Below are 24,504 nucleotides of genomic sequence, written 5' to 3'. Positions count from 1 at the left end.
TCGGAGCTGGAGAGCAGCTGGGTCCAGCCGTACGACGAAACCCCTGGTCACCCGAACCCCGTTACTTGACGAACTTCTTGTAGATGATGGCCAGCACGAACAGCAACACGATGATGCCGACGAAAATACCGGCTCCGACGACAACGCGCTCAAGCAGCAGCTCCATCAGGATGTTCATGACCGGTCACCGTTCTTCTGGTTGACCGGCAGCTGCTTCTCGATGAGCGCCGAGACCCCGCCGCGATTTTTCAGCTGCTGCCGTACGAACGGCTCGGCCAGCTCGCGAGTGCGATGCCAGAGCCCGAGCTTCTTCAGGATCACCATCGCGACGAATACCAGGATGATGAGGCCGACCGCGATCGCGCCGAGATAGATCATCCGGTAAAGCATGAAGTCCAGCAGTGCTGCCATTTGTCCCACCTGCTTTTTCGTTGGCTTGTTTGACAAACCAGACGTTAGGCGGCGAGGTGGGTGGATAAGGACCTCCCGCTGGTGGAGATCAGGGTGGAGATGGCAGGTGGAGACCGCTCACCCGCAGTGAGGTCCTTCCTCCGGCAAGAGGAGCGGCTACGAAGGGTTAGCCCTTGCTGAGCATGACCACTACGCCGATGACGATGGCGGCGGCGTAGGCGAGGAAGCAGAGGGCCGCGAGGGCCAGCCAGGCGATGCCACCGCTGGCCGGCTCGGTGGACTCGGTCTTGCCGTCCGTACGAGCGCGCAGCGGCGCTTTGCTGACAGCCACGATTCCGAGCGCGTACAAGGTCACGATGAGGACGCCGCGATCAGCGCAGCGCGGTGACGATGACCTGGGCAAGGGCGCTGACGTTGATCAGACTGTTCATGTTCAGGCTCCTACCCCGGTGGCGACGGCGACCGGCTGCGGCGGGTTCACCGAGTCGTTCACGTTGTTGGCGCTGACCGAGTTCCGCCGGGACAGCAGGTAGATGCCGAAGCCGAACGCGGCGACCACCACGGCCATGATCCAGATGCCGGGTGCGCCCAGCAGGCTCGCGCCCTGGCCAACCAGCGCCCCGACGATCGCGGCGGCCGGCAGGGTGAGCAGCCAGGCCACCGCCATCTTGCCGGCGACGCCCCAGTGCACCCGGGCGAGCCGCTTGCCGACCCCGGCGCCGATGATCCCGCCGGAGCAGACATGCGTGGTGGACAGCGGGAAACCGGCGTGTGAGGAAGCCAGGATGACGACCGCGGAGGCGGTCTCGGCGGCGAAGCCCTGCGGGCTCTCGATCTCGGTGAGGCCCTTGCCCAGCGTACGGATGACTCGCCAGCCGCCGATGTACGTGCCGGCCGCGATGGACAGGCCGGCGGCGAGGATGACCCAGACCGGCGGCGCCGAGTTGGCTGGTAGCAGGCCCGCGGTGATCATCGCGAGGGTGATCACGCCCATCGTCTTCTGCGCGTCGTTTGTGCCGTGTGCCAACGAAACCAGCGAGGCGGACGCGATCTGGCCGATCCGGAACCCGGTCTTGACCGTGGACTGGCGCTGTTTGTCGGTGAGTTTGTACGCCACGTACGTCGCGATCCCGGCCACCAAACCGGCCAGCAGTGGGGAAATCACCGCCGGAACCAGCACTTTGGAGATGATGCCGGCGAATTTCACCGCGTTCGGTCCGACCGCCACCAGGGTCGCGCCCACCACGCCGCCGATCAGCGCGTGCGAGGAGGAGGACGGCAGCCCGAGATACCAGGTGACGAGGTTCCAGGCGATGGCACCGACCAGGCCGGCGAAGACGACCTGCGGGGTGACGACTTTCGCGTCCACCACGCCCGAGGCGATGGTCGCCGCCACCGAGATGGACAGGAACGCGCCCACCAGATTGAGGACCGCGGAGACCAGCACCGCGATCCGGGGTTTCAGGGCGCCGGTGGCGATCGAGGTCGCCATCGCGTTCGCCGTGTCATGGAATCCGTTGGTGAAGTCGAACGCCAGCGCGGTGACGACGACAACGATGATCAGCCCTGTAGTCACCCCCTTATGGAGCGGCAGCGAGGGACTCCGGAGCAACCGCCGACAGCAGAGTTCACCTGGAGGTCGCCAACAGGTCACATATGTTCCGACATTCCGGACTGGGCACGGGCGTCGACACCGAGTCATACGATGACGCCGGGGAGCAGGCAGACCGGAGTGGCATTTTGGGACCTGACGAGGTGTCGGTGGTACGGCTGGAGGTGCTCGGTCCGCTCCGGGCATTCCGGCGGGCCGCGGCCGCCGAGGTGGAGATCCCCCTCGGCGGGCCCAAACCGCGGGCCGTGTTGGCGTTGCTGGCGCTCGCGGCCGGCCGCCCGGTGTCCCGCGACGCCCTTGTCGAGTTCATCTGGTCCGAAGCGCCGCCACCGAGCGCGGTGGCCGCCTTGCAGAACTATGTCGCCGCACTCCGGCAGGCGCTGGAACCAGACCGGTCAAGCCCGGTGAAGCACCGCCTGATCAGGTCATCTTCCGGTGGCTACCTGCTGGACACGGCGGCGGTCGAGGTGGATCTGGAGCGCTTTCGCCAGCTGGTGAACGCGGCCCGGATGGCGGACCGCAGCGATCAGGCGGCCGGGTTGCTGCGCGCGGCGATTGGCCTTCGACGCGGTCGTACGCTCGACGACCTCGGCGGTCTGCAGGGCATGCAACCAGCGGTGACAGCCGTCGAGCAGGAATATCTCGGGGCCGCGTTGGACTGCGCCGATGCCCAGTTGCGCGCTGGCCAGCAGGGCGACCTACAGACGTGGCTGCCGCCGCTGGCCGGCACCGAACCGCTCAACGAACCGTTGCAGGCCCGGGTTGTCCGGCTCTACCAGGCGCTCGGCCAGCGGGCGAACGCGTTGACGACGTACGAGCGGACTCGGCGAGGCCTGCGTGCGGAGCTGGGCGTCAGCCCTGGTCCGGAGCTTCGCGAAGCGCATCTGGCGGTGCTCCGGGAGGACGAGCCGGAGCTGGAGCCCGGACCCGAGCCACTGCGCCGCAGCTGGATCGGCCGTGGTCCGGAGCCGCAGCCGCTGATCGGCCGCGACCAGCTGCTCGCCGACCTGGCTCGCTCGACCGCCGACCACACCGGGTGGTGACGCTGGTCGGCCCGGGCGGCGCCGGCAAGACCGCGCTCGCGCTGGCCGCCGCCGAGCTGGTCGCGCCGGATCACGCGTACGGCGTGGTGGTGATCGAATGCGGCCGGCTGCCGGCCGAGACTGCGGCCCCGGACGGCCCGAACCTGGTCGCCGAGGCGCTGCGGTCCGCGTTGGACGCCCCGATCGGCCGCGAATCACCGCTGGCCGCCACCGCTCAAATACTGCAGGGGCAGCAGCGGCTCATCGTCTTCGACAACGCCGAACACGTACGACGTAGCTGCGCCCGCCTGGTCGACCATCTCAGCCGGTCATGCCCGCGCGTACGCCATCTGGTCACGTCCCGGCATCAGCTGGGCCTGCCGGCCGAGACTGTCTGGGAGGTCGAGCCGCTGCCGGTGCCCGCCGCGGAGACCTGGCAGTCCGACCAGATCGCCGCCAGCCCGGCGGTCCAGCTCTTCACCCGGTTGGCCCGGCAGATCCGACCCCGGCTGGACGTGGCCAGCCAGCTGACCGCGGTGGCCGGCATCTGCCGGGACCTCGGTGGCCTTCCGCTGGCTATCGAGTTGGCAACGGCTCGGCTCCGCGCGATGTCCATAAGTGACCTCGCAGACCGGCTGACGGCCAATCAGGCCGTACTCACCGCCACCGCCGACCACCGGTTGCCTCACCAACACACGCTGCAGAGCACTTTCGAGTGGAGCGAACAGCTCCTGCCGCCGGCCGAACGCCTGTTGCTGGCCCGGCTGGCGGTTTTCCCGGCCACCTTCGACCTTGCCGCGGCGGAACAGGTGTGTGGGCATGACCCGCTCCCGGTCGCTGACATCGCGCCGCTGGTCACCAGCCTGGTTGACCACTCGATGATGCAGACCGTCGACAGCGGCACCGAGCTGCATTACCGACTGCTCCCACCGATCCGCGAATTCGCGCCACCCACCGGGCCGATCCGGCCGAGTCCCAAGCCGCCAGACGCGGCCATCTGCGCTGGTGCGGCGCCCTTTTGCAAGCGGTCGAGGACGCCCCGCGAGACGAGCCGGCGGCGGTCGCGGCGGCCGCCGCGCACCTCGACGACATCCACACCGCCCTGGTGTGGGCGCTTGACTCGGACGATCCAGCACTGTGGGCCGCGAGTGCCGAGATGCTGGCCGCTGGGCGACCGGTTTTCGAGCAACCAAGGGTAAATCTCGATATCGTACGAAGGCTCACCCAGCGTGCTCTCGCGCGCGGCGACGACCTGCCGGTGCCGTTGCGTGCCCATCTCTCGCACTGGGCCGGGCGGCTCGCATATCTGCATGGCCGCCCGCGGGAGGTATCGACGCACCTCACCACGGCGTTGACGCTGATCGACGAGGATGATCCGGCCGAGGCCGGTCGCCGGGTGGACATCGGGATCGGTCTGGTCGCGTCCAGCGAGATGCTGGCCGATCCAGCTGCGTCGAGCAGGCCGGCGGGTTGGGTACGAGCGGCCGAAGCGACGACCGCGGATCCCGTCACCCTGGTGATCACCCTGACGGACATGGCCAACATCTCTGGCGAGTGGGGCCATTATGGGAAGGCCGGAGAGCTGTTGGGCCGCGCCACCGCGATCGCGGACCTGATCGAGGAAAATGCCGCGATCCGATATCGGATCGGCTATCGGGGGGCAAGTGTGGCGCTCTGGAGTGGGCATCCCGACGAAGCGCTCCGGCAGGCCGAGGCACTGCTCGCGGCCCGGGCGCCGTTGCGGCTGAACTGGCTGATCGAGACGTTGGCGTACTGCGGTTGGGCGTACGCGCGGCTGGGCCAGTTCGAGCGTGGCCGGCAGCGCCTGACCGAGAGCCTGGAGCTCAGCGGCGCCAACCACCGGACGAAACTGCGAGGGGTGGGCCTGCTCGCGTACGCCGACCTGGAACGGCTGGACCACCATCCCCACACCGCCCGCCGGCACCTTCGGGACCTGCCTCACCGCTTGCCTGTCGGTATCGGATCTGCGGACGACTACCCGTGCGGTCTGGCTCGCCGCGTTGCTGTGCGAGCCGCCAGAGGCCGACCGGCTGCGTGAGCTGTCGGTCCGCGCCCGTGAACTCACCAAGCTTCCCAGTTGGCCGTTGGACGACAAGACATTCGTTGCCTGGTCAGAGAAATTTTCCTCGAAGAAGTGCGACGAGCAGGTCGGCGAAGACCGCCAAAGCCTGCTCGTCGCGGCGGCCGAAACCGCACTCGTCTGCCTGAGATCCGGACTGGCACCGGCCAGCTTTCTCAGACCTGCCTGACAAACGATCACCAGCACGAGGGGTGGCGACGGATCCGCGGGTCGAAGGTAGCCTCAGTTGGACGGGCACCGGACGACGAGCAGGAGCCACATGACAGGGTCGAGAATCGCGGCAGCGCCGATTTCGTGGGGGGTGTCCGAGGTGCCCGGCTGGGGCTATCAGCTGCCGCCCCGCCGGGTGTTGGCGGAGATGCGCGAGCTGGGTCTCGCGGCCACCGAAGCCGGTCCGGACGGATTCCTGCCAGCGGCCGGGCCGGCCCTGCGCGAGGCGTTGGAAGCCGAGTCGCTGACGCTGGTCGGCGGGTTCACCCCGCTGGTGCTGCACGACGCCAGCCGCGACTGGCGGACCCCGCTCGCCGAGTGCATCGAGCGCTTCAAGAGCGCCGGCGGCGATTCGGTGGTGCTGGCCGCTGCCACTGGGTTGGACGGCTATGACGTACGACCGGAGTTGACGACCGCCGAGTGGGACCAGCTGCTGGCCACCGCGGACGCCGCCGTCGCGGTGTGCGCCGAAGCCGGGCTGGCCGCGGTCCTGCACCCGCATGTCGGGACGGTTGTTGAGCAGCCGGCCGAGATCCAGCGTGTCCTGGACGGCTGCGGCATCCCGCTCTGCCTGGACACCGGGCACGTGGCTTGCGGCGGCGGAGATCCGGTCGCGCTGGCCACCAGGCATCCGGAGCGAGTCGGTCACGTACATATGAAAGACGTCGACGAGGAAAAGGCGGCTCTCGTAGCCGGCGGCAAGCTTGCTTTCAGCGATGCCGTCACCGACGGTGTCTTCCGGCCTCTTGGCGCCGGCGATATAGACATCGCGGCGGTCGTACGAGCGTTGAGCGGTGCCGGTTATCAGGGCTGGTACGTCCTCGAGCAGGACATCAAACTGGCCGGTGCGCCCACCGGTGACGGGCCCAAGGCCGATGTGGCGGCCAGCGCCGCCTATTTGCGCTCCCTGCTCTGAGATTTTCCGGGACGGGTCCCGGCGCTGCGCTCCTATTCTGCCGGAATGACGTCCTCTGGTTGACCGGCCGGCAGTCACCGCCGGATATGTCAATGACAGCGCTAAAACACTGCCGACCGGCGGCACTCTCACGGCGGCCGCGATCGGTGGGCGGTCACGCCCTGGGCCCGATGCCCGGCACCTGTTCCGTCACGATGGAATGCGACATTCATCCGAATTTCATGGCCGCCATCACACCGCCGAACGGTGTACGCGCAACGGTCGCCACGGACATCGACTGCAGCGTGCACGATCCTGACTATCCGTGCTGACCTGTTCTTCCCATTCGGCCTCCGACGGAATTAGTTGTCCCTATCATGACCACCATGAACGACTCTGGGTGGAAACGCCCTGACGGGGAAGAGTCGACCGGCGAAGAGCCTGTCGCAGTAGTGCCAGAAAAGGCGGACGCTGCGGCGCCGCCGGATCAGGTTTCGCCGGCTGCCAGTCCCCCGGCCGACACCCCCGCGCCGGATGTGCCGTTGGCGCCAAACCCGCCTGACATCCCTTTGCCGGTGAGTGGTCCGGCCGTCGTGCCGGCGCCGATGCCGTCGTTCGCAAAGTCGGGGAGCCGCCCGCCGTACGTGCTGCTGGCGCTCACCCTGACGGCGTGGGTGGTGGTGTTGGTGCTGGCCATCGGCGCATTCCCGGCCATCTCGTTCTACCGAGCCACTCACGACGGCACGGTTCCGTTGGTGACCAGCTTCCTGGACGCGTTGCGTCGCAAGGATGTGGCCGGCGCATTGCGGATCGCCCGGCCGACCACCCAACCGGATCTGAAACGGGAACAGTTTCTGGACAAGGGCTTCCTGCGTACGGACTGGAAAGTGACCTCGGCGGTCGAGGCTGGCGATCCTTTTCCGCAGAACCAGACGGTGGAGCGGCTGGTACGAATCAAGATCACCGCCGCCGACGGCACTTCCTCCACCGGCAGCATTTATCTGGTCGCGGATCCGCATCCGCCAGTCGGACAGCCGGGTTGGCGCATTCCAGTCCCGTACGCACAGGTCACTCTGGACTCGCCGCAGGCGTTCGAATATCTCACTCTCAATGGGAAAAGGGCGACCTCGGTGCCCGGGCCGACGCTTTTCCAGGTTTTCCCGGGCAGTTATGTGCCGCAGTCGCTGGAGCCTTCGATGGTGACCTCCGCTGATCCGCCATTGATTGTGGCCACCGCAGGATATTCCGGTGCCGGAGTGGCCACCCTGCCGATGGAAGCCACCCTCACGCCGGCAGCCAGCCACCTCTACGAGCAGCAGATCCGCACTCAGCTCAATATCTGCGTACGCTCGAGCGCGCTGGCTCCGCAGCCGAACTGCCCGTTCCGACTGAATGATCCGACCACCTTCCGCGATGGCACGCTGATCGGCCACTTCAGTGCCCTGCGGTGGAAAATCAACTCTTTCCCGGCCCTGGGCGATCCGGTGCACGCGCCGGACGGCTCCTTCATCGTTGACACGACGACGCCGGGTGAGGCACAGGTAGACGGTCAAGGAGTCGGGGTCAATAACGGCGACCAATATGGGATTACCGTGCCGTGCGAGATCACGGCGCGCTATCTCGTGATGCCAGCCCCGCCGAATGCGTTGACCGTCACACTGGAACAGGAAAATCCGGCGCCTGCTTGCTGACGTCAGCCGGCCGCATACATTCCACGGCTGGCCGCGTGCAAGTAGACCGGGTCGGGCGACTTCTGGTGTTCTCGCAGGCATGCCTCGGCGAGTTTGATGGCATGCGCGTCACCGCTCGCGACCGCGGCGGCCACCGAGACAGCGGGCTGCTGGCCGGCTCCGGTGGGCGGCTCGTCCTGCGGTTTTCCCTGACCAAAGGCGGTGAAGAGGGTCGCGCCGACGTGCCAGAGCGCGTCGTGGCTGGGCCGCCAGAGAGCTGCCGGCAAAAACGGCAGGATGGATCGTACCGCCGTCGGGGCGGTCACCGCGTGCACCAGGCCAATCGGGCTGTTCCGTCCATAGTGGACGTACACGTCGGCGAAAGTCCTTGTCAGGGTGCCAAAAGCGGCATCGATCGCGGCCGGGGGGCGAAGCTCGCCGACCGCTTCTTGGAATGCCGGCGAGGTCACCACCGGCGCGACCTGCCCGGTGATCAGCTCGGCGTCGGCCACTTCGACAGCGGGCATCGCCGCCAGCGCCTGCGCCGGCGACCGCGAACCGGACCCGAGTTTTCCGCGCCGGGCAGCTCGAAATACCGAGCCGCCCAGTAGGCCAGGCCGGTCGCCAGTTCGGTCCGTCGGTATGGACTGGCCGCGTCGTCGGCGAGGCCGCGGATCGCTTGTGACGTACGGATAACGCCGTGTGTCGCGCCGGCGATCATGCCAGGCAGCAGTCGGGGCCACCACTGCGCCACCACGTCCCGCCACGGCGCGGAGGTGAGTTGGTCGACGAAATACGCCTGCCAGTCGCCGACCCGGCGGTAGTCGCCCAGCGCGTCCCGCCAACCCTCCTCGGTGATCCGGGCGGCCGGTCGCGGTCGCTCGTCGAGTTGGGGCAGATAGCCGTCGACCCAGTGCTCCACGTCATCGTCGCAGCCGAGCCGTACCAACGCCTCCACCACCATCGGGCCGTGGTTGCTCAGCCCGCCGCGGAACTCCGGGCCAGTTGCGGACAGCCGGTCGAGCGCTTCGTCCAGCACAACGTTCATAGCGCCTCTCCTATATTGAGAATCAGCTATATAGGGATATGGCGTTAAGCTAGCACCGTGCTCGACGAAGTGGAAGTCCTCAAGGCGCTGGCGCACCCGGTCCGGCTCGGCATCGTCCGCCGGCTGGCGCGCGAGCCGGACACCTGTGCCTGCGATTTCACCGACTATTTCGACGTCGCCCAGCCGACCATTTCGGCGCACCTGAAGGTGCTCCGGTCTGCTGGAGTGGTCACCACCCGCCGAGAGGGCACTACTATCTGTTACTCACTCGTACCCACCGCGGTCGAGTTGGTGGCGGGGATCTTCGAGGCGGTGCTGGCGGACGTACGAGCCGACAAACCGGTGCCAAACCACACCTGAGCGGCCCCAGTTGCCGGGAGTGATCCGGGCAACTAGCGTGCCCGGAGCCTGCCCGTGTCGTACGGACTCCGGAGGTCTGAATGGGACTGCGCGTCAGTCGTACGCTGGCGGTCACCGTCGTCGCGGTCTTGGCTCTGTCCGGGTGCACCACACAGCGCTACTGGGGTGGCACCAGCACCGCGGGGCACGGCGGGCCGGCCAAGATCGGGTTGGTGACCAAGACCGAGACCAACCCGTACTTTGTCGTGCTGCGCCAGGCCGCGAAGGCCGAGGCAGCCAGTAAAGGTGCTTCCTTTGTTGCCTTGGCTGGAAAGTTTGATGGCGACAACGACGGTCAGGTGACCGCGATCGAAAACCTCATCCAGCAGGGCGTCACCACCATCCTGATCACGCCGAACACCGCGAGCGGGGTGCTCGGCGCGATCGCACAGGCCCGGGCGCGCGGCATTCTGGTCATCGCGCTGGACACCGCCACCGAGCCGGCCAGCGCGGTGGATGCCACCTATGCCACCGACAACCAGGCCGCTGGCCGCCAGCAGGGTGCCTATCTCAAGGCTGCCCTGAAAGGCGCGCAACCGCACGTGCTGATGATCGACGGCACGGCCGGCGCCACCGTGGACACCCAGCGCCATAACGGATTCCTGCAGGGCATCGGCCTGACCAACAGCTCTCGCCGGCGATCCTGGGGCACCAGTCCGCCAATGGTGACCAGAACAAAGCCCAGCAGGCGATGGAAAACCTGCTGCAGCGCAACCCCAACGTCAACGTCGTCTATTCGATGAACGAGCCGAGCGGCCGCGGTGCGTACGCCGCGATCAAGTCGCGTGGACTGGCGTCGAATATCACCATGGGCTCGATTGACGGCGGTTGTGAAGGCGTTCGAGATGTGGCCGCCGGCCAGTTCGCCGTCACGGTCATGCAGTTCCCGCGCAAGATGGCGATCGAGGGCGTCGACGCGGGCGTCGCGTACGCCGCTACCGGTGCCAAGCCGAGCGGTTTCCACAACACCGGTTCAGCGGTCATCACGGACCGTCCATTGGCCGGTATCGAGAGCCAGAACACCACTTGGGGCCTGAAAAAACTGCTGGGGATAAGGAGCGTGCAATGACGGCTGCGCTTTCCAGGCGTACCAGCCTCGGTGAGCTCTTGCGCCGAGCGCCGGCGATCGGGCCGGCCCTCGCGCTGGTCGTCGCGGTCATCGTCTTTTCGTTGACCACCAAGACCTTCTTCGACCTGGACAACATGTCCCTGGTGTTGGAGCAGTCGCTGGTGGTGGGCACTTTGGCGCTCGGCCAGACACTGATCATCCTGACCGCTGGCATCGACCTCGCGAACGGCTCGATCGCCGTGCTGGCCACGCTTTTGATGGCGAGTTGGGTAGCCGCGGGAATGCCCGCGGTCCTGGCGCTGCTGGTCGGCCTGGCCGTCGCGACCGCGCTCGGCGGGGTCACCGGCGGGCTGGTCACCAGCATCCGGCTGCCACCTTTCATCGTGACACTGGGAATGTTCAGCATCATCACCGCGCTCAGCCTGATTTATGCCGGCGGCCAGAGCATCCAGGTCCACAGTGGACTGTTGAGCTATCTGGGCACCCGGCGGTATTTGTTCGGCGGCATCGAAGTCACGTACGGGATGACGCTCGGGCTGATCATGGTCCTTTTCCTCTGGTACGTGTTGACTCGTACGGCATGGGGAAAACACGTCTACGCGATCGGCAGCGACCCGGAGGCGTCCCGGCTGTCCGGCATTCACGTTCGGCGAACCCTGCTCAGCGTCTACCTGATCGCCGGCCTGGTGTACGGGATCGCCGCCTGGCAGGCGCTCGGCCGGGTGCCCAACGCCGACCCGAATGCGTACCAGAACGCCAATCTTGAGTCGATCACCGCGGTCGTCCTCGGCGGTACGAGTCTTTTTGGTGGCCGGGGCGGAATCTGGGGCACCCTGCTGGGCGCATTGGTGGTGTCGGTGTTGCGGTCGGGGCTGACGCAGGCCGGCATCGACGACCTCTACCAGGACGTTGCCACCGGCGTACTCGTGATCGCCGCGGTGGCGTTGGACCGGCTGGCCAGGAGGCAGCAGCGATGACCGAACCCGTGCTCACCGGCCGGGGCCTGGTCAAGCGCTATGGCCATGTGGTCGCGATGGACAACACCGACTTCGACCTGAACGCGCGAGGTGCTCGCCGTCGTCGGCGACAACGGCGCCGGCAAGTCCACGCTGATCAAAACCCTTGCCGGCGCGGTGATCCCGGACGCGGGCGACATTCGACTGGACGGCAAGGTGGTCCGATTCCACGGCCCGTTGGACGCACGCCAGCACGGCATCGAGACCGTCTATCAAGACCTCGCCCTCGCGCCCTCGCAGGATATCGCGACGAATCTCTTTCTTGGCAGGGAAAAACGCCGCCCAGGTGTGCTGGGCAGCATTTTTCGAATGCTGGACGCAAAATCCATGCGTACCGAAGCGTCGAAGATCATGGCCGAGCTCGGCATCGGCATCACTTCGGCGCAGCAGACCGTGGAAACTCTCTCCGGTGGCCAGCGGCAGGGGGTCGCGGTGGCCCGCGCGCGCGCTTTCGGCACCCGGGTGGTGATCATGGACGAGCCGACCGCCGCGCTCGGGGTAGCCGAGTCCGCGAAAAGTGCTGGAACTGATCGGAAAGATCCGCGACCGCGGCCTCGCGGTCGTACTGATCAGCCATAACATGCCGCATGTTTTCGAGATCGCGGACCGTATACATGTGCACCGCCTTGGCCGGCGGGTGGCGCTCGTGTCACCCAAGACACACGGGATGACACAGGTCGTGGGGCTGCTGACGGGCGCGTTGGAAATCGACGCCGACGGCAACGTGGTCGAGGTCAGCGAGGCGGTCACCACCGGCCTGTCGTGACCGGTGGTCACTCACGGGGTGGTGTGGAGCTCCCCGAGTTTCTCCTCGGCCATGCTCGACCAGAACTTCGGCCGCATCCGGATCAGCAGCGTGGGCCTGGCCAGGTTGCTCGTGACGAACTCCCGCGCCTCCTCCGGCCACAGGTAGCGGGCCGCCATCGCGGTCGCCACCTCGGTCGGCACCGGCTCTTCCCACCCGGTCACCGGACCCTCGGCGGTGACATAGCGGTACGGCCGATTGGTCCGCTGCACCGAGAGACTGAACCGGCCGGCGGCCTTGATCAGGCCGACCTTGACCATGCTCGGCTCAGTCCAGACCAGCACCTCACCGCCGGGTGTGTAGTCGTACCAGATCGGGATGGTCAGTGGGGCGCGTCCGGGGCGCTCGACTCCGAGAACTCCGACATACGGCTCGGCGAGAAACTGCTCGCGTTCGGTCACGGTCAGTGATGTGATGGACATGGACGGCTCGCTTTCCAACGACGGGTAACTGATTCCAGTCAACCGAGCCGATGCGAGACGAGCTATGTCTGGAAGTCTCCTTTTGATGTCTGCGCGTCTAGCATGTCAGCGTGGATGCCCTCACAGACCTGCTTAGCTCGGCGCGCGCGGAGGGCGCGTTGTTCGGCCAGACCTACCTCGCCCCGCCCTGGTCGCTGCGGTTCGCGGTCGAGGCGCCGCTGACGCTGGTGACGATGGCGCGCGGTACGGGTTGGCTGGTGCCGCCGAACGGCGAGCCGGTACGACTGGCGGCCGGCGACATCGCGATCGTGAACAGCACCGAACCATTCACCGTCGCCGACCCGCCTGGCTGGCACGCCGACGCAGGTGGTGGTCCACCCGGACGACCGCTGTACCAACCCGGACGGAACCGGCATGGACGAGCTGCTGCACCTGGGTCCGCGTACCTGCGGCCTCACCGCGGACGGCCCGTCCGTACTGGTCACTGGCACGTACCAGGTCTCGGGTGCGGTCAGCCGGCGACTGCTGGATGGACTTCCGTCGGCACTGGTCGTACCTGCCGTGGACATCCGCTGCCGAGTCGCGGAGGTGGCGCTGTTCGAGATCGGCGTCGAGGAGCCCGGCCAGCAGGTCATTCTGGACCGGCTGCTGGACGTGATGCTGGTGTCGGCGCTGCGTGCCTGGTTCACTCGCCCCGGAGCCAACGATCCTGGCTGGTATCGGGCGCTCGCCGATCCGGTCGTCGGACCGGCTTTGGGCCTGTTGCACGAAGATCCGGCATATCCGTGGACGGTCGGACTGCTGGCGGAGAAGGTCGGTAGTAGCTCCCGGGCGGCCTTCGCGCGGCGGTTTCGTACGACCGTCGGCGAGGGACCGATGAGCTACCTCACCAGTTGGCGGATCTGTCTCGCGGCGGATCGGCTGCGGGACACCACCGACACGGTGGATGCGGTCGCCCGGCGAGTGGGTTACGCGAACGCGTTCGCGCTGAGTGTCGCCTTCAAACGCGAATGCGGCGTCAATCCGACGGCCTTTCGGCGCGGATGAACGAGATTCCGGGTGGATACGGCGCATCCACCCGGAATTCGGTCGAGCTTATCTTGGGTCGAGTTTCTTGACCCGGGGTCTGGAACGGCGGCCTTGGCCTAGGCCTGGGAGTCGCCGTCCAGGTTGGCGAGGGCCTCCTGGGCGGCGGCGAGCTCGGCCTGGAGCTGTTCCACCCGGGTGCGGTGCTGTTCGCGGGCGGTTTCCAGGATGCCGTCGATCGCCTCGGCGATGTCTGGGTGCAGGTCCTTGGCGGCCGCCACCACGGCGGCGGCGGAGACGGACAGCTGGGGCACCACCCGGGTGGTGCCGTGGACGACCTCGGCCTGCCAGTCGGCGCCGTCCTGGGACCCGGTCACGGTCAGGGTCAGGGCGACCTGCCGGGTCTTGCGTGCCGCGGTCTTGCGGGGGCGGCCGCGGGTCGGTTTCTCGGCGGCGTCGTCCTCGGCCGCCTCGGCGGGCATGTCCGCATCTCCAGCAGCGGTGACCTGCGCCGGGGCCGAAGTCTCAGCGGCCGCGGCGGCGGCGGCCACCGGCGTGTCCTCGGAACGCTCGGTCGGGCTCTGCTCGGCCATGTTTTCCCTTCCATGACGGGTGATGTGACTCGTGTCGCCGTCCGCAACACACACTCGGCGACGGGGCTGGAGTCGTCGACGTCCGATCGACTCCAGCGCGGCACAGAATACGCTGTCATTAGTACGAGTGTTCGATAAGGGTGGGTCCGGCGTGTCGCGACCGAGCGATCAGGCGAGTCCGAGGTCCTCGCGCGAGAAGGCGTACCGATAGTCCAGGCCAGCGGCTCGTACGGCGGCGCCGGCACCGCGGTCGACCACGACGGCCACGCCGCAGACGGTCGCCTCGGCTTCCTTCAGCGCCGCCACGGCGGCCAGCACGCTGGAGCCGGTGGTGGAGGTGTCCTCGACCGCCAGCACCTGCCGGCCGGCCACGTCCGGGCCCTCGATCCGGCGCTGCAGGCCGTGCGCCTTGCCTTCCTTGCGGACCACGTAGGCGTCCAGCTTCCGGCCGGCCGCCGAAGCCGCGTGCAGCATGGCGGTCGCCACCGGGTCGGCGCCGAGGGTGAGCCCGCCGACCGCGTCGTACGCCCAACCGCCGGTCACCTCGAGCATCACCCGGCCGATCAGCGGCGCGGCCGCGTGATGCAGGGTCACCCGGCGCAGGTCAACGTAGTAGTCGGCCACCGCCCCGGACGACAGGGTGACCCGGCCGTGCACCACGGCGAGGTCGCGGATCAGGGCCAGCAGCTCATCGCGATCAGACACCCTGGCAGCCTATCGGCCGGGGAGAGGGTGTTATTTCGCTGGTTTGTTGCGGAGCCAGCGACCGGTTGCTGGTAGGAGCAGCAGCACGGCGGCCGCCGCGGTCAGCAGGATGAGGATGCCGCTGAGGGCGCTGTTGAGGGTGTGTAGTACGCGGCCGAGCCCTGCAGTCCGCCGGTGGCCAGGAAGGCGATCTGCGCGACCAGCCACAGCCAGGCGAGGATCTCCGCGATCAGCCGGGCCTTGCGCTTGCGGCGCATCACGAACAGCGCCACGATCGCGACGACCAGCGCGTACACACTGGAGACGCCGCCGAGCACGTAGATCAGGATCTGCACGAGCTGCCCTACTCCGGAGGGCTCGAAGCCGGCGAACGTCGGCGACTTCACCGTCTCCGCGACGATGCTGTCCTGGTTGAGCAGCATCAGGCCGAAGCTCAGCAACGCGACGGCCAGCCCGGCGAGCAGGCAGATGACGGCGGTGTTCACCGTGCCCGGCCGGACGTTCGAAGGCGCGGCGGGCGGCACCGAAGCGGGCATCGCCGGCATGCCGGCGGGCGGCCGGCGATGCCGGCGCCCACGGAGCCGCCGGGACGGCAGCGGGCTGGCCGGCAGCCGGCGCGGCACCGGGCTGGCCAGGCACGTCGAAGCCGAGGTCGCCGGTGTACTGCGCGGAATACTCGGCTGGGTCGTAGTCCTCGCCATAGCCGTCGTACGGCACTCCGCCGGAGCCCTGCTCCGGATACTGCTGTGCGTAACCGGCTTGGTACGGCACATCTCCGGTGGTCTGCCCGGTGTAAGACGGCTGGCCCTGCTGGTACGGCGTCTCGCCGGTGGATTCCACCGGCGCCGGTTGGTACGGCGGTGGGGGCGGCGGGGTCCCCGGATCCACCGCGCCGTCGCCGGTCGGCGGAATTTGACGCGTCGGGCCGGCGCCCTGGTCCTTGTTGTACGACACCGAAGATTCCCTTTCACAGCGCGGCGTGTCGAGCAAGCCGGTCCGGGTCGACGCAGTGGGATGAAAGTTGCGTTTCGTTGGCCATCCGGATGATGAACGGTCGTGGCGGGACCCATCCCGGCTGGTGCGGATACTAGCCTAAGCAGCGGCTGCGTACCCTGGCGCCAAAGTTGCCCGGGCTGGCCGGGACGTTGCCCGAAAGCGCACCTGACGGCCAGATAGGGAGGAAGCGAGTGGATCTGTCCGACACCGCCGACGAGGCGGCCTTCCGGGACGATCTGCGCGGCTGGCTGGCCGCGAACCTGCCGGCCGACTGGGGGCAACGCGCGCCGCAGGCCGGACGCTGGGACGAGGACTTCTCCCGGACGTGGAGCAACAAGCTCTTCGGCGCTGGTTATGCCGGCCTGACTTGGCCGGAAGCCTTCGGCGGTGGTGGGAAGCCGCCGGCCTACCAGGCGATTTACCTGGAGGAGACGGCGCGGGTCGGGGCGCCGGACCACATTGGCGTGATCGGCCTCGGGATGGCCGGCCCGACCGACGATCATCGCGCACGGCACCGACAAGCAGAAATCCCAGCACCTTAAGGCGATCCTGTCCGCCGAGCAGATCTTCTGCCAGGGCTTCTCGGAGCCCTCCAGCGGCTCGGACCTGGCCAGCCTGAAGACCCGCGCGGTCCGCGACGGCGACCATTTCGTGGTCAACGGTCAGAAGGTCTGGTCGTCGTACGCGCACATCGCCGACTACTGCATCCTGCTGACCCGGACCGACCCGGACGGGGAAAACCACCGGGCGTTGACGTACTTCCTGCTCGACATGCGCACCGAAGGTGTGACCGTACGACCGTTGCGGCAGCTCACCGGCGACCCGGAGTTCAACGAGATCTTCCTGGAAGACGTGCGGATTCCGGCGGAGTGCGTGGTCGGCCAGGTCGGCGCCGGCTGGCGGGTGGCCATGACGACCCTGCTGCACGAGCGCGGCACGCTCGGGTTCGCGCTGACGGCCCGGCTGGACGTGTCGCTGCAGAACCTGATGGCCACCGCGCGGCGGACCGGTGCGGACGCCGACCCGCTCACTCGGGACCGGATCGCCAGCCTGTGGATCGAGATGCAGGGGCTGCGCTACACGGCTTATCGCTCGCTGGCGGCGCTGGCCCGTACGGGAGTGCCCGGCCCGGAGGCGTCGATTACCAAGCTCCGCTGGTCGGAGACCAACCAGCGACTGACCAAGCTGGCGCTGGAGTTGCTCGGCCCGGACGCCCAGATCGACGGCGAGGACGGTTTTTGGTCCGGCTACTGGCAGTATCAGCAGCTGCGCAGCCGGGGGAACACCATCGAGGCCGGCACGTCGGAGGTGCTGCGTAGCATCGTCGCCGAACGCGTGCTCGGGCTGCCCCGGTCACGCTGAGCCAGGCCAAAGGAGCGTCCACAGTGGATTTCGCCTTCTCCGACGAACAGGAGACGTTGCGTACCACCGCGCACGACTGGCTGGCCAAGCGCTGGCCGGTCGAGCGGGTGATCGCCTGGACCGGTGAGAAGGCTGCCGCCGAACCAGCGCAAAAGCCGACGGAACCAGCGGAAAAGCCGGTTGAGAAGGCAGTGCAGAAGCCGGTTGAGAAGGCCGCGCGGAAACCGGCGGAGAAGGTGGTGGAGAAGCCGGCTGCGAAGGTTGAGGAGAAAGCGCCCAAGGCGGCCGCTCCTGACACGCCGGACAAAGCCTGGGATGAGCTGAGCCAACTGGGCTGGCTGGACGACGAGCTGACCGTTTTTGGATCTCGCGGTGATCGCTGAGGAGGCCGGCTATGGCCTGTTGCCGGTGCCGTGGCTGATGCACGTGTCGATGGCCGCTCCGGTGCTCGGCGGCGGCGCGGCGGCAAGACCTCGACGATGGCCTGGGCCGATCATGGCGCGTTGACGCTGGCCGCCGCGGCGACCGCGGTGGACTGCCGCGCCGAGGAGGCCGGCGACGGTTGGCGGCTGTCCGGCGTCAAGACCCGGGTGCCGGCCGCGTCGACCGCGCATTACGTCGTGGTGGGTCGCCCAGGCCGAGGCTGGCGTCGGACTTTTCGTCACCCGCCCGGATCCGCGCCGGCTCCGCCAGCTCTCCACAGTGGACACCACCAGGCCATATTCGGAGCTGACCCTGGACGGCACCCCAGCGGAGGTGGTCGTTGCGCCCGGCCGGGCCCGCCCGGTTCTGACGGCCGTACGCCAACAGACCGCGGCGTTGCTGGCCTGCGAAGGCGTCGGCGTGATGCAGCGCGCCCTGGACACGGCCGTCGCGTACGCGAAGCAGCGGGAGCAGTTCGGCAAGCCGATCGGCTCGTACCAGGGCGTGTCGTACCAGCTGGCCGATGTCTACACGGACCTGCAACTGGCGCGGTCGCTCGCCTACCGGGCCGCTTGGGCCGTACACACCGGCGCCGAAGAAAAAACCGAGGAGGCCGTTGCGGCCGCCTCGGCATGCGTTTCCGAGGTCGCCCCCAGTGGCTGCGAGCGGGCCATCCAAGCCCTTGGCGGCATCGGCTTCACCTGGGAGAACGCCCTACAACGCTGGTACAAGCGAGCCCAGTGGATCGCGTCCTGGGAAGGCTCGGCAACCAACTGGCGGGAAGAACTGGCCTCCTGGCTCCTGGACGCCTGACATTTCCGGCCGCCGAAACCCCGGTGCGGCTCAAAACTGTCGTACCGATGCTGTTTACTAGCCCCCTCCCTTAAACGGGCGGGGGGTGGGTTTGAGGACCGACGTCCAACTTAAAATTCAGCCCTTGCCTCTCGACCCACCCCCCGCCCCTCTGAAAGGGAGGGGGCTAGAAAACCAGGTGGGTACGACAATTTCGCGCCGCACCTAGGGGTTTGGCTCGGTGAGCTTTGAGGTTTTTCGCGGCCACCTTGCGGGTGCGACGGCGTTACTTGACCGCGTCGATGACGTGCGCCATCTTCTCGGCCAGGTGTTGGTGGACGGAAATGTACGAAAAGCCGTAGCGGTCCCGCCGCTCATGCAGTTGGTCGACGATTTGCTGGACTGTCCCGACCAGCACCATCGGCGTCCGCAGGATCTCCTCGGCGGGCATCCCCTCGAGCGTGTCGGCGGCCAGTCTGGCGACGGCCGCGTCTCGGTCGTCGGTGATTTCCACGGCTTGTACGAGCACGTTCAGCTCGATCTGGTCGAACCGGTCGCCGGCCCGCTCCCGGATGAAACCGATCCGCTCGTCCGTCTCGGCCGCGGTGGCCAGCCGGAACGTGCCCGGCGGCTGCCCTTTCTGCTGCCACAGGCCGCCGTAGCCGAAGATGTCCGCGTGCTCGGCGGCCACCTCCAGCATGCCGTCGCCGGTGCCGGCCAGCAGCAGCGGCGGTCGGGGCCGTTGCACGACGGCCGGCCGGTGGTCGAGGTCGGTGAGCAGCCGGTCCAGCTCGATGATGGTGTCCCGCAGCCGGTCCGTACGCTTGCCGACCGGCTCCCACTCGATCCCGGCCTGGTCAAACTCGGACTTCATGTGGCCGGCGCCAAGGCCCAGCTCCAGCCGACCTCCGGACAGCCGGTCGACGCTGGCCACCTCGCGGGCCAGCAGGGCCGGGTTCCAGAAGCCGATGTTGAGCACCAACGTCCCCACCCGGAGCCGCTCGGTCGCGTCGGCGGCGGCCATCATCACCGGGAACGGCGAGGGGGCCTGTAGGTGGTCGGGTAGGTGCAGCGTGTCGAACCCGCTCCGCTCGGCCCACCGACAGCGCTCGACGAACCGCTCCCGGTCGTCGATTTCCCGGGTGTTGAGGCCGAACCGGAAAGCGCGCTGCGTCATCCGCCCAGCCTAAGAGGCGTCGGGAAACTGTGGCGGCCGATAGCCGAGCCCAAACGCACTCTAAGGTGGCCAGTCACTTCCGGACCCGGGTGGAGCGGATCATCGCCGCGTTGATGACCGGCCGCGGCAAATGCCGCAGCAGCCCGGCGATCGCCTTGTAACGTACGGTCGGAACGCTGACCGTACGACCGCGGCGCAGGTCGTCCAACGCGGTCGCGACCAGCGCGTCGGCGTCCAGCCACATCGCGCCACGCCGGTCGCCCACGTCCAGGCCGGCTCGTTCGTGGAACTCCGTTCGCACCAGACCTGGACACAATGCCATCACTCGTACGCCGGAATTTCGCACCGACAACTGGACCGATTCGCTGAACGCCGTGACCCAGGATTTCGTTGCACCATAAGTAGATCCAGGCGCGGTCGTACCAAATCCAGCCACCGAAGAAACATTAATGACTGATCCGTTGCCGCGCGCCACCATCGGTGGCAACGCTGCATGAGTGAGCCGGAGCACCGCCCGTACGTTCAGGTCCAATTGGCGCAACTCGTCGTCGAGGCTGTTCTTCAGGAACGCCCGGGCCAGCCCGATGCCGGCATTGTTGACCAGCAGCCCGATCGGATTGTCCACATCGGACAGTCGCTGCTCGACCGCGGCGCAGCCGGTGTCCTGGGTGAGGTCGGCCGGCAAGACCGACGCCGTGCTGCCGTACGCACCGCGCAGGTCTGTGGCCAGCTTTTCCAGCCGCATCCGGTCGCGGGCCACCAGCACCAGGTCGTGCCCGCGCGCCGCCAATGCGCGGGCGAAGGCCGCGCCGATGCCGGCCGTTGCGCCGGTGACCAGAGCCGTTTGCGTCATGCCAACGACGGTAGCCGGCCGGTACGTTTGGGTGATCGCAGCCTGGGGAACTCTGCCCAGAAGCGCGAATTCCGGCCTGGGAGAGAAAATCATGAGCATTGTCCGCAGAGTCGCCCGACCACTGCTTGCCGCCGTTTTCATCAAGGAAGGCGTCGTCGCGTTGCGGGACAAGGACGCGGCCGCGGAGCTCGCGGAGGGTTTCGGTGCCCGCATCGCGCGGCCGCTCGGCTTGGAGGAGACGCGTACGGACGTGGTCGTACGGGCTAACGCGGGCGTTCAGATTGGTGCCGGTGTGCTGCTGGCCACCGGCCGCTTCCCGCGGTTGGCGGCGGTCGCGCTGGCCGGCTCGCTGGTCGCCACCACTATCGCCCGTGACTCCTTCTGGTCGGCATCAGTCGCAGGACCGGCCAGCCAAGCAGGCCCGTTTCGTCACGGACCTCGGACTGCTCGGCGGCGTACTCCTGGCCGCCGTCGACACCGTCGGCCGCCCGTCCGTCGGCTGGCAGGCCCGCCGGGCCGCCAAGCAGGCGAAGAAGGTCGCCGCTCATGCCCGGGACGCGGTGGCTGACCGGGTCAGCGACCTCTCCAGTTAGAAAACCGCAGGTCACGGCCAGTCATTCGACTATAAGCACATTGACAATTTTTCTTGTCTTGACAAATTTGACTTTCCTTGCGAGAGTCTGCTCATCCAGCTGAAAGGACCACTGAGATGAGCAGCACCGCAGTACGGACCACCGGCACCCACCGCCGCGGGCTCAACGTCACCCTGTGGGTGCTCCAGGGGGTGATCGCCCTGTTCTTCCTGGTCGCGGCCGCCGGGCCGAAACTGCTCGGCAACCAGTACGCGATCGACATGTTCACCCAGATGGGCGCCGGCCAGTGGTTCCGGTCGGTACGCGATTGGACTGCTGGAGTTGGCTGGCGCGATCGGGCTGCTGATTCCGCGGCTGTCCGGCCTCGCCTCGCTCGGCCTGGTCGGGCTGATGATCGGCGCGGTCGCCACCCAGGTCTTCGTCCTACGCGCCCCGGCGATGGTCGTCACGCCAGCGCTACTGGGCGTCATCGCCGCGCTGATCGCCTGGGGCCGCTGGTCGCAGACCAAGCGGCTCGCGGCCATGGTCAAGCGGTAGAGCGCAACACCCCCCCAAAGCCCGCTCGCCCACCGCGAACGGGGCTTGACTTTCGGCAGTGTCGGGCCGCCCTGCCGCGCGGGTACGTTCAGCGGCATGGACGGCGTAAGGGAGCTCTATGCCGGCCGCTCGGGCCGGCGCCGGCTGCTGGTCGACGGCTTGCTGCTGGCCGTCGTCACCGCCGCCGCCATCATCGAGGACCGGTCAGCGCTGCTTTGGTGGGTGATTGCGGCGAGCACCGTGGTGACGGCGGCGATCCTGGTCGTCGGCCGGATGCACCCGCTGGTCGCGATGTCCGCGTCGGCGGCGTTCAGCCTCGCGTACGCGCTGTGGCAGGCCGTTCACCACGGTCCGTTCCTCCAGTCGTATTTGCTGATCACTGTTGTGACGAGCTGCCTGGCCGGGCGCCGGTTGGCCGCGACGGGCCCGGCGCTGCGGTCCTTCGCGGCGATCACGGTCGCCGCCGTGGCGCTCACTGTCGTCGTGGGCGTCGCGACCGGCGCGCCCACGATGGTCACCACTGGTGGCCTGCCGGGCTGGGTGTCGGCGCTGACGATCGTGGCTTTCTTGCTGGTAGTGCCCTGGCTGGCCGGTCGATATCGGCGGCTGCAAACGGAATTGGCGACGGCTGGTTGGGAGCGGGCCCGGCAGTTGGAGCTCCAGCAGTGGATGATCGCCGACCGGGAGCGACTCGCTGAGCGCACCCGGATCGCCGATGACGTTCACGACTCGCTCGGTCACGAGCTCAGCCTGATCGCGCTCCGGGCCGCCGCATTAGAAGTGGCGGACTTACCCGAACATCATCGCGCCGCGGCCACGCAGCTGCGTACAGCGGCGGCTAGCGCGACCGAACAGCTGCGCACCGTCATCGGCATGCTCCGCGAAAAAACGCCGACCACGCACCTCTCCAACCGGTTCGCGAAAGCATTGCCGAGCCGGTGGAACGAGCGCGTTCGGCCGGCATGGACATCCAGCTGGAGCTGGTCGGCCAAGCCCCGGGAATCGCGCCGTTGACCGGCATCGCCATCGGCCGCGTCGTGCAGGAAGCGTTGACCAACGCGGCGAAGCACGCGCCAGGAACAACCGTGGTCGTTCGAGTTGAGCACACGTCCGCCGAAACTTTGGTCACTGTCCATAACAACCTGTCGACGGGCGAGCCGGCGGTTTGGCAACGGACGTGGGCTGATCGGGTTGGCGGAGCGGGTACGACTAGCCGGCGGGATGCTGCGGGCCGGGCCACTGGGGCCCGTTTTCGAAGTGTCGGCGCGATTGCCGTACGAGCCGGGGAAAGTCTCCGCTTTGGCCCATGAGCCGCCGCCACCAACCGAGGTCACTCGCCTGCAGATGCGCCAGCAGCTGGTCAGGACCGTCGGCACCTCGGTCGCGATCACCGCGGCCGCGGTGATCCTCGTGCTCGGCGGCTATTTGGTGATTTCCTACGATAGTGTGCTTCCGTCCGAGCGCTATGCCCAGCTCGCGGTCGGGCAGAGCCAGCGTACGGCGACGGATTCGTTGCCCTGGATGCAAATGGTCGACTGGCCGGTCAAGGGTCCACCGTTCGACCACCCTGGCTGGGACTGTCGTTATTACCGTACGAGTTTCGAGCTCGCGGCCGTACACACCGCCTATCGTCTGTGTTTCGACCGAGACCGGCTGGTGGGCAAGGGCGTTGTTTCCCGTACGACTGGAAAAGAGAGCACCGCCAAGTGATCCGACTGCTGCTTGCCGACGACGAACCGATGATTCGGGCCGGCATAAGGGCGATTCTCTCCGCTGACGCCGATATCGAGATCGTCGCGGAGGCGGCCGACGGCCGCGCCGCCGTCCAGTTGACCCAGCGACACCGCCCGGATGTCGCGCTGCTCGACATCCGGATGCCCCAGCTGGACGGGTTGGCCGCGACGATGGAGATCCGCCGTACGACACCCAACACTGGGGTGATCGTTCTGACGACTTTTGGCGAGGACAGCTATATCGCCGACGCACTCGGCAATGGAGCCAGCGGCTTCCTGCTCAAGTCCGGAGACCCGCGCGAGTTGTTGGCCGGCATCCATGCCGTCGCGGCTGGCGCAGCCTATCTTTCCCCAGAGGTGGCCAAAAAAATCATTGCTGAGCTGAATTCCTCCGGCGCTGCGGCGAGAAAGACCCGGATCGCGACGGCCCAGCAGCGGGTGGAGCAGCTCACCAACCGCGAGCGCGAGGTTCTTTCGCTGGTGGGCTCCGGTCTGTCCAACGCCGAGATCGCCGGCCGGATACATGTGGTCGAAGCACGGTCAAGACGTATGTGAGTGCGATTTTGTCGCGTCTGGCGGTAAAGAATCGAGTTCAGGCGGCGATTGTCGCCTACCAGGCCGGGCTGACCGACGACTGATCAGAACCAGGACGAGCAGAGCGACGAGACACAGCCAGGCGAAAAGGTCGCCGAACAACCGGTAGATCGTTGCCGCACTCCTGGTCGGAACATCGGCCACCAGAGTTTGCGAAGCGTTGGTGGAATAGTCGCTGTAGGCGATGGTCCGCCCCTGGAAGTCGGTCACCGTGGCGACGCCGTTGCTCGCCTCTCGTACGATCGACGTGCCATCCTCAATCGCGCGGATGGTGGCCAGCTGTGCGTGCAAATCTGCGAATCCACTCCAGTCATTCGCCGGCACGAGCAGAATGTCGGCATTCGCTTTTCCCGCGAGGGCAGGGAAATCCAGGTCATAGCAGATAAGAGTCCCGATTCGACCGTACGGTGTCATGAGTGTTGGCGCTGGCTCGCCGCCGT

At 67.5% G+C, this 24,504-nt stretch carries 35 protein-coding genes and 3 pseudogenes; 25 read left to right on the top strand and 13 right to left on the bottom strand.

Annotation, left to right across the window (positions count from 1 at the left end):
• Positions 1-174 precede the first annotated feature (174 nt).
• The 3 genes from GNX96_RS09270 to GNX96_RS09260 form a co-directional block, all read right to left on the bottom strand.
• Positions 175-411 carry a hypothetical protein gene (locus GNX96_RS09270; RefSeq protein WP_163567761.1) on the bottom strand — a complete coding sequence of 79 codons (237 nt, stop codon included), beginning with the start codon at positions 409-411 and terminating at the stop codon, positions 175-177.
• Between the two features lie 166 nt (positions 412-577).
• Positions 578-766, bottom strand: coding sequence for a hypothetical protein (locus tag GNX96_RS09265; RefSeq protein ID WP_279579859.1), 189 nt, complete (start codon positions 764-766; stop codon positions 578-580).
• A gap of 78 nt (positions 767-844) precedes the next feature.
• A complete protein-coding gene (locus tag GNX96_RS09260; RefSeq protein WP_279579858.1) occupies positions 845-1,987 on the bottom strand; it encodes an inorganic phosphate transporter in 1,143 nt (380 codons plus the stop codon).
• A gap of 164 nt (positions 1,988-2,151) precedes the next feature.
• On the opposite strand from GNX96_RS09260, the gene GNX96_RS09255 reads away from it, so the two are divergent.
• The 6 genes from GNX96_RS09255 (at position 2,152) to GNX96_RS09235 (ending at position 7,942) form a co-directional block, all read left to right on the top strand.
• Positions 2,152-3,066, top strand: a complete 915-nt coding sequence (locus GNX96_RS09255) for an AfsR/SARP family transcriptional regulator (protein ID WP_279579857.1) — start codon at positions 2,152-2,154, stop codon at positions 3,064-3,066.
• Positions 3,063-4,244 (top strand): ATP-binding protein, encoded by a 1,182-nt coding sequence (locus GNX96_RS09250; protein WP_163567757.1) that lies wholly within the window; start codon positions 3,063-3,065, stop codon positions 4,242-4,244. The genes GNX96_RS09255 and GNX96_RS09250 overlap by 4 nt, the downstream gene beginning before the upstream one ends.
• Positions 4,202-5,104, top strand: coding sequence for a hypothetical protein (locus tag GNX96_RS09245; RefSeq protein ID WP_163567756.1), 903 nt, complete (start codon positions 4,202-4,204; stop codon positions 5,102-5,104). Before GNX96_RS09250 ends, GNX96_RS09245 begins: the two co-directional genes overlap by 43 nt.
• Entirely contained in the window at positions 5,067-5,315 is a 249-nt protein-coding gene (locus tag GNX96_RS50320) for a hypothetical protein (protein WP_279579856.1), read from the top strand. Before GNX96_RS09245 ends, GNX96_RS50320 begins: the two co-directional genes overlap by 38 nt.
• Before the next feature lie 90 nt (positions 5,316-5,405).
• Positions 5,406-6,272, top strand: coding sequence for a TIM barrel protein (locus GNX96_RS09240; protein WP_163567755.1), 867 nt, complete (start codon positions 5,406-5,408; stop codon positions 6,270-6,272).
• A gap of 554 nt (positions 6,273-6,826) precedes the next feature.
• Positions 6,827-7,942: a hypothetical protein gene (locus GNX96_RS09235; RefSeq protein WP_279579855.1), complete on the top strand. Its 1,116-nt coding sequence runs from the start codon at positions 6,827-6,829 to the stop codon at positions 7,940-7,942.
• A gap of 2 nt (positions 7,943-7,944) precedes the next feature.
• Here the strand turns inward: GNX96_RS09235 and GNX96_RS09230 are convergent, their stop codons facing one another.
• Both GNX96_RS09230 and GNX96_RS09225 read right to left on the bottom strand, forming a co-directional pair.
• Positions 7,945-8,448 carry a hypothetical protein gene (locus tag GNX96_RS09230; protein ID WP_163567753.1) on the bottom strand — a complete coding sequence of 168 codons (504 nt, stop codon included), beginning with the start codon at positions 8,446-8,448 and terminating at the stop codon, positions 7,945-7,947.
• Entirely contained in the window at positions 8,415-8,969 is a 555-nt protein-coding gene (locus tag GNX96_RS09225) for a questin oxidase family protein (RefSeq protein ID WP_163567752.1), read from the bottom strand. Before GNX96_RS09225 ends, GNX96_RS09230 begins: the two co-directional genes overlap by 34 nt.
• A gap of 57 nt (positions 8,970-9,026) precedes the next feature.
• Here GNX96_RS09225 and GNX96_RS09220 point away from each other — a divergent pair, with 57 nt between their 5' ends.
• The 5 genes and pseudogenes from GNX96_RS09220 (at position 9,027) to GNX96_RS09205 (ending at position 12,219) form a co-directional block, all read left to right on the top strand.
• Positions 9,027-9,329: an ArsR/SmtB family transcription factor gene (locus tag GNX96_RS09220; protein ID WP_163567751.1), complete on the top strand. Its 303-nt coding sequence runs from the start codon at positions 9,027-9,029 to the stop codon at positions 9,327-9,329.
• An 80-nt stretch (positions 9,330-9,409) separates the two neighbouring features.
• The gene (locus GNX96_RS09215) at positions 9,410-10,111 is read left to right on the top strand and encodes a substrate-binding domain-containing protein (protein ID WP_279579854.1); all 702 of its coding nucleotides are present in this window, start codon (positions 9,410-9,412) and stop codon (positions 10,109-10,111) included.
• On the top strand, positions 10,060-10,437 hold the full coding sequence (locus tag GNX96_RS50315) for a substrate-binding domain-containing protein (protein ID WP_279579853.1): 378 nt from the start codon (positions 10,060-10,062) through the stop codon (positions 10,435-10,437). The genes GNX96_RS09215 and GNX96_RS50315 overlap by 52 nt, the downstream gene beginning before the upstream one ends.
• Positions 10,434-11,414: an ABC transporter permease gene (locus GNX96_RS09210; protein ID WP_163567750.1), complete on the top strand. Its 981-nt coding sequence runs from the start codon at positions 10,434-10,436 to the stop codon at positions 11,412-11,414. Before GNX96_RS50315 ends, GNX96_RS09210 begins: the two co-directional genes overlap by 4 nt.
• Positions 11,411-12,219: pseudogene (locus GNX96_RS09205) on the top strand (ATP-binding cassette domain-containing protein). The gene GNX96_RS09210 and the pseudogene GNX96_RS09205 overlap by 4 nt, the downstream one beginning before the upstream one ends.
• Before the next feature lie 11 nt (positions 12,220-12,230).
• Here the strand turns inward: GNX96_RS09205 and GNX96_RS09200 are convergent.
• Positions 12,231-12,680 (bottom strand): pyridoxamine 5'-phosphate oxidase family protein, encoded by a 450-nt coding sequence (locus tag GNX96_RS09200; RefSeq protein ID WP_163567749.1) that lies wholly within the window; start codon positions 12,678-12,680, stop codon positions 12,231-12,233.
• 110 nt (positions 12,681-12,790) lie between these two features.
• On the opposite strand from GNX96_RS09200, the pseudogene GNX96_RS62955 reads away from it, so the two are divergent.
• Together GNX96_RS62955 and GNX96_RS09195 are read left to right on the top strand one after the other, a co-directional pair.
• Positions 12,791-13,000 (top strand): annotated as a pseudogene (locus GNX96_RS62955) (cupin domain-containing protein); the annotation flags it as partial.
• A 94-nt stretch (positions 13,001-13,094) separates the two neighbouring features.
• Positions 13,095-13,727, top strand: a complete 633-nt coding sequence (locus GNX96_RS09195) for an AraC family transcriptional regulator (protein ID WP_390623957.1) — start codon at positions 13,095-13,097, stop codon at positions 13,725-13,727.
• Positions 13,728-13,825: 98 nt separating this feature from the next.
• Here GNX96_RS09195 and GNX96_RS09190 read toward each other — a convergent pair whose 3' ends face one another.
• The 3 genes from GNX96_RS09190 to GNX96_RS50305 all read right to left on the bottom strand — a co-directional run bounded on the left by GNX96_RS09190 (position 13,826) and on the right by GNX96_RS50305 (position 15,489).
• Positions 13,826-14,299, bottom strand: coding sequence for a DUF6319 family protein (locus GNX96_RS09190; RefSeq protein ID WP_163567748.1), 474 nt, complete (start codon positions 14,297-14,299; stop codon positions 13,826-13,828).
• A gap of 168 nt (positions 14,300-14,467) precedes the next feature.
• Positions 14,468-15,004: an orotate phosphoribosyltransferase gene (locus GNX96_RS09185; RefSeq protein ID WP_163567747.1), complete on the bottom strand. Its 537-nt coding sequence runs from the start codon at positions 15,002-15,004 to the stop codon at positions 14,468-14,470.
• 101 nt (positions 15,005-15,105) lie between these two features.
• Complete coding sequence (locus tag GNX96_RS50305; RefSeq protein WP_279579851.1) at positions 15,106-15,489, bottom strand: hypothetical protein; 384 nt, start codon at positions 15,487-15,489, stop codon at positions 15,106-15,108.
• Between GNX96_RS50305 and GNX96_RS50300 the strand changes: the two genes are divergently transcribed.
• From GNX96_RS50300 to GNX96_RS09165, 6 genes are all read left to right on the top strand, one after another.
• Positions 15,473-16,051 (top strand): hypothetical protein, encoded by a 579-nt coding sequence (locus GNX96_RS50300; RefSeq protein WP_279579850.1) that lies wholly within the window; start codon positions 15,473-15,475, stop codon positions 16,049-16,051. The two genes, GNX96_RS50305 and GNX96_RS50300, sit on opposite strands and share 17 nt — an antisense overlap.
• 140 nt (positions 16,052-16,191) lie before the next feature.
• Entirely contained in the window at positions 16,192-16,542 is a 351-nt protein-coding gene (locus GNX96_RS50295; RefSeq protein ID WP_279579849.1) for an acyl-CoA dehydrogenase family protein, read from the top strand.
• Positions 16,499-17,362: an acyl-CoA dehydrogenase family protein gene (locus tag GNX96_RS09175; RefSeq protein WP_313885619.1), complete on the top strand. Its 864-nt coding sequence runs from the start codon at positions 16,499-16,501 to the stop codon at positions 17,360-17,362. The genes GNX96_RS50295 and GNX96_RS09175 overlap by 44 nt, the downstream gene beginning before the upstream one ends.
• A 23-nt stretch (positions 17,363-17,385) precedes the next feature.
• Positions 17,386-17,745, top strand: coding sequence for a hypothetical protein (locus GNX96_RS09170; protein ID WP_163567745.1), 360 nt, complete (start codon positions 17,386-17,388; stop codon positions 17,743-17,745).
• Positions 17,735-17,869, top strand: a complete 135-nt coding sequence (locus tag GNX96_RS50290) for a hypothetical protein (protein ID WP_279579848.1) — start codon at positions 17,735-17,737, stop codon at positions 17,867-17,869. Before GNX96_RS09170 ends, GNX96_RS50290 begins: the two co-directional genes overlap by 11 nt.
• Positions 17,870-18,064: 195 nt before the next feature.
• Positions 18,065-18,598 carry an acyl-CoA dehydrogenase family protein gene (locus GNX96_RS09165; protein WP_163567744.1) on the top strand — a complete coding sequence of 178 codons (534 nt, stop codon included), beginning with the start codon at positions 18,065-18,067 and terminating at the stop codon, positions 18,596-18,598.
• A gap of 265 nt (positions 18,599-18,863) precedes the next feature.
• Here GNX96_RS09165 and GNX96_RS09160 read toward each other — a convergent pair whose 3' ends face one another.
• Entirely contained in the window at positions 18,864-19,754 is an 891-nt protein-coding gene (locus GNX96_RS09160) for an LLM class F420-dependent oxidoreductase (protein ID WP_163567743.1), read from the bottom strand.
• A 73-nt stretch (positions 19,755-19,827) separates the two neighbouring features.
• Positions 19,828-20,607, bottom strand: a complete 780-nt coding sequence (locus GNX96_RS09155; RefSeq protein ID WP_163567742.1) for an SDR family NAD(P)-dependent oxidoreductase — start codon at positions 20,605-20,607, stop codon at positions 19,828-19,830.
• A gap of 91 nt (positions 20,608-20,698) precedes the next feature.
• On the opposite strand from GNX96_RS09155, the gene GNX96_RS09150 reads away from it, so the two are divergent.
• Positions 20,699-21,175 carry a DoxX family protein gene (locus tag GNX96_RS09150; RefSeq protein ID WP_279579847.1) on the top strand — a complete coding sequence of 159 codons (477 nt, stop codon included), beginning with the start codon at positions 20,699-20,701 and terminating at the stop codon, positions 21,173-21,175.
• Positions 21,176-21,291: 116 nt separating this feature from the next.
• Here the strand turns inward: GNX96_RS09150 and GNX96_RS50285 are convergent, their stop codons facing one another.
• Entirely contained in the window at positions 21,292-21,462 is a 171-nt protein-coding gene (locus tag GNX96_RS50285; RefSeq protein ID WP_279579846.1) for a hypothetical protein, read from the bottom strand.
• Between the two features lie 44 nt (positions 21,463-21,506).
• Between GNX96_RS50285 and GNX96_RS50280 the strand changes: the two genes are divergently transcribed.
• The 5 genes from GNX96_RS50280 to GNX96_RS62950 all read left to right on the top strand — a co-directional run bounded on the left by GNX96_RS50280 (position 21,507) and on the right by GNX96_RS62950 (position 24,108).
• A complete protein-coding gene (locus GNX96_RS50280; protein ID WP_390623963.1) occupies positions 21,507-21,737 on the top strand; it encodes a DoxX family protein in 231 nt (76 codons plus the stop codon).
• Positions 21,738-21,782: 45 nt separating this feature from the next.
• Positions 21,783-22,751 (top strand): histidine kinase, encoded by a 969-nt coding sequence (locus GNX96_RS09140; protein WP_163567741.1) that lies wholly within the window; start codon positions 21,783-21,785, stop codon positions 22,749-22,751.
• A 177-nt stretch (positions 22,752-22,928) separates the two neighbouring features.
• The gene (locus GNX96_RS09135) at positions 22,929-23,447 is read left to right on the top strand and encodes a hypothetical protein (protein ID WP_279579845.1); all 519 of its coding nucleotides are present in this window, start codon (positions 22,929-22,931) and stop codon (positions 23,445-23,447) included.
• The gene (locus tag GNX96_RS09130) at positions 23,444-24,025 is read left to right on the top strand and encodes a response regulator transcription factor (RefSeq protein ID WP_279579844.1); all 582 of its coding nucleotides are present in this window, start codon (positions 23,444-23,446) and stop codon (positions 24,023-24,025) included. Before GNX96_RS09135 ends, GNX96_RS09130 begins: the two co-directional genes overlap by 4 nt.
• Positions 24,022-24,108 carry a helix-turn-helix domain-containing protein gene (locus GNX96_RS62950; RefSeq protein ID WP_390623962.1) on the top strand — a complete coding sequence of 29 codons (87 nt, stop codon included), beginning with the start codon at positions 24,022-24,024 and terminating at the stop codon, positions 24,106-24,108. The genes GNX96_RS09130 and GNX96_RS62950 overlap by 4 nt, the downstream gene beginning before the upstream one ends.
• A 142-nt stretch (positions 24,109-24,250) precedes the next feature.
• On the opposite strand, the pseudogene GNX96_RS62945 reads toward GNX96_RS62950, so the two are convergent.
• Positions 24,251-24,478 (bottom strand): annotated as a pseudogene (locus tag GNX96_RS62945) (hypothetical protein); the annotation flags it as partial.
• Positions 24,479-24,504 lie beyond the last annotated feature (26 nt).

Source organism: Fodinicola feengrottensis, assembly GCF_010993775.1.
Classification (GTDB): Bacteria; Actinomycetota; Actinomycetes; order Mycobacteriales; family HKI-0501; genus Fodinicola; species Fodinicola feengrottensis.
Note: the sequence above shows the minus strand (reverse complement) of the source record. Positions and strands in the feature narration are given on the sequence as shown.

Coding starts and splice junctions, on each gene's coding strand:
- GNX96_RS09270 (WP_163567761.1), bottom strand. CDS start 411: ATGGCAGCACTGCTGGACTTCATGCTTTACCGGATGATCTATCTCGGC.
- GNX96_RS09245 (WP_163567756.1), top strand. CDS start 4,202: ATGCTGGCCGCTGGGCGACCGGTTTTCGAGCAACCAAGGGTAAATCTC.
- GNX96_RS09240 (WP_163567755.1), top strand. CDS start 5,406: ATGACAGGGTCGAGAATCGCGGCAGCGCCGATTTCGTGGGGGGTGTCC.
- GNX96_RS09230 (WP_163567753.1), bottom strand. CDS start 8,448: ATGCCCGCTGTCGAAGTGGCCGACGCCGAGCTGATCACCGGGCAGGTC.
- GNX96_RS09225 (WP_163567752.1), bottom strand. CDS start 8,969: ATGAACGTTGTGCTGGACGAAGCGCTCGACCGGCTGTCCGCAACTGGC.
- GNX96_RS09215 (WP_279579854.1), top strand. CDS start 9,410: ATGGGACTGCGCGTCAGTCGTACGCTGGCGGTCACCGTCGTCGCGGTC.
- GNX96_RS50315 (WP_279579853.1), top strand. CDS start 10,060: ATGGAAAACCTGCTGCAGCGCAACCCCAACGTCAACGTCGTCTATTCG.
- GNX96_RS09210 (WP_163567750.1), top strand. CDS start 10,434: ATGACGGCTGCGCTTTCCAGGCGTACCAGCCTCGGTGAGCTCTTGCGC.
- GNX96_RS09200 (WP_163567749.1), bottom strand. CDS start 12,680: ATGTCCATCACATCACTGACCGTGACCGAACGCGAGCAGTTTCTCGCC.
- GNX96_RS09195 (WP_390623957.1), top strand. CDS start 13,095: ATGGACGAGCTGCTGCACCTGGGTCCGCGTACCTGCGGCCTCACCGCG.
- GNX96_RS09190 (WP_163567748.1), bottom strand. CDS start 14,299: ATGGCCGAGCAGAGCCCGACCGAGCGTTCCGAGGACACGCCGGTGGCC.
- GNX96_RS50300 (WP_279579850.1), top strand. CDS start 15,473: ATGACGGCGGTGTTCACCGTGCCCGGCCGGACGTTCGAAGGCGCGGCG.
- GNX96_RS09160 (WP_163567743.1), bottom strand. CDS start 19,754: ATGACGCAGCGCGCTTTCCGGTTCGGCCTCAACACCCGGGAAATCGAC.
- GNX96_RS09155 (WP_163567742.1), bottom strand. CDS start 20,607: ATGACGCAAACGGCTCTGGTCACCGGCGCAACGGCCGGCATCGGCGCG.
- GNX96_RS09150 (WP_279579847.1), top strand. CDS start 20,699: ATGAGCATTGTCCGCAGAGTCGCCCGACCACTGCTTGCCGCCGTTTTC.
- GNX96_RS50285 (WP_279579846.1), bottom strand. CDS start 21,462: ATGTCGATCGCGTACTGGTTGCCGAGCAGTTTCGGCCCGGCGGCCGCG.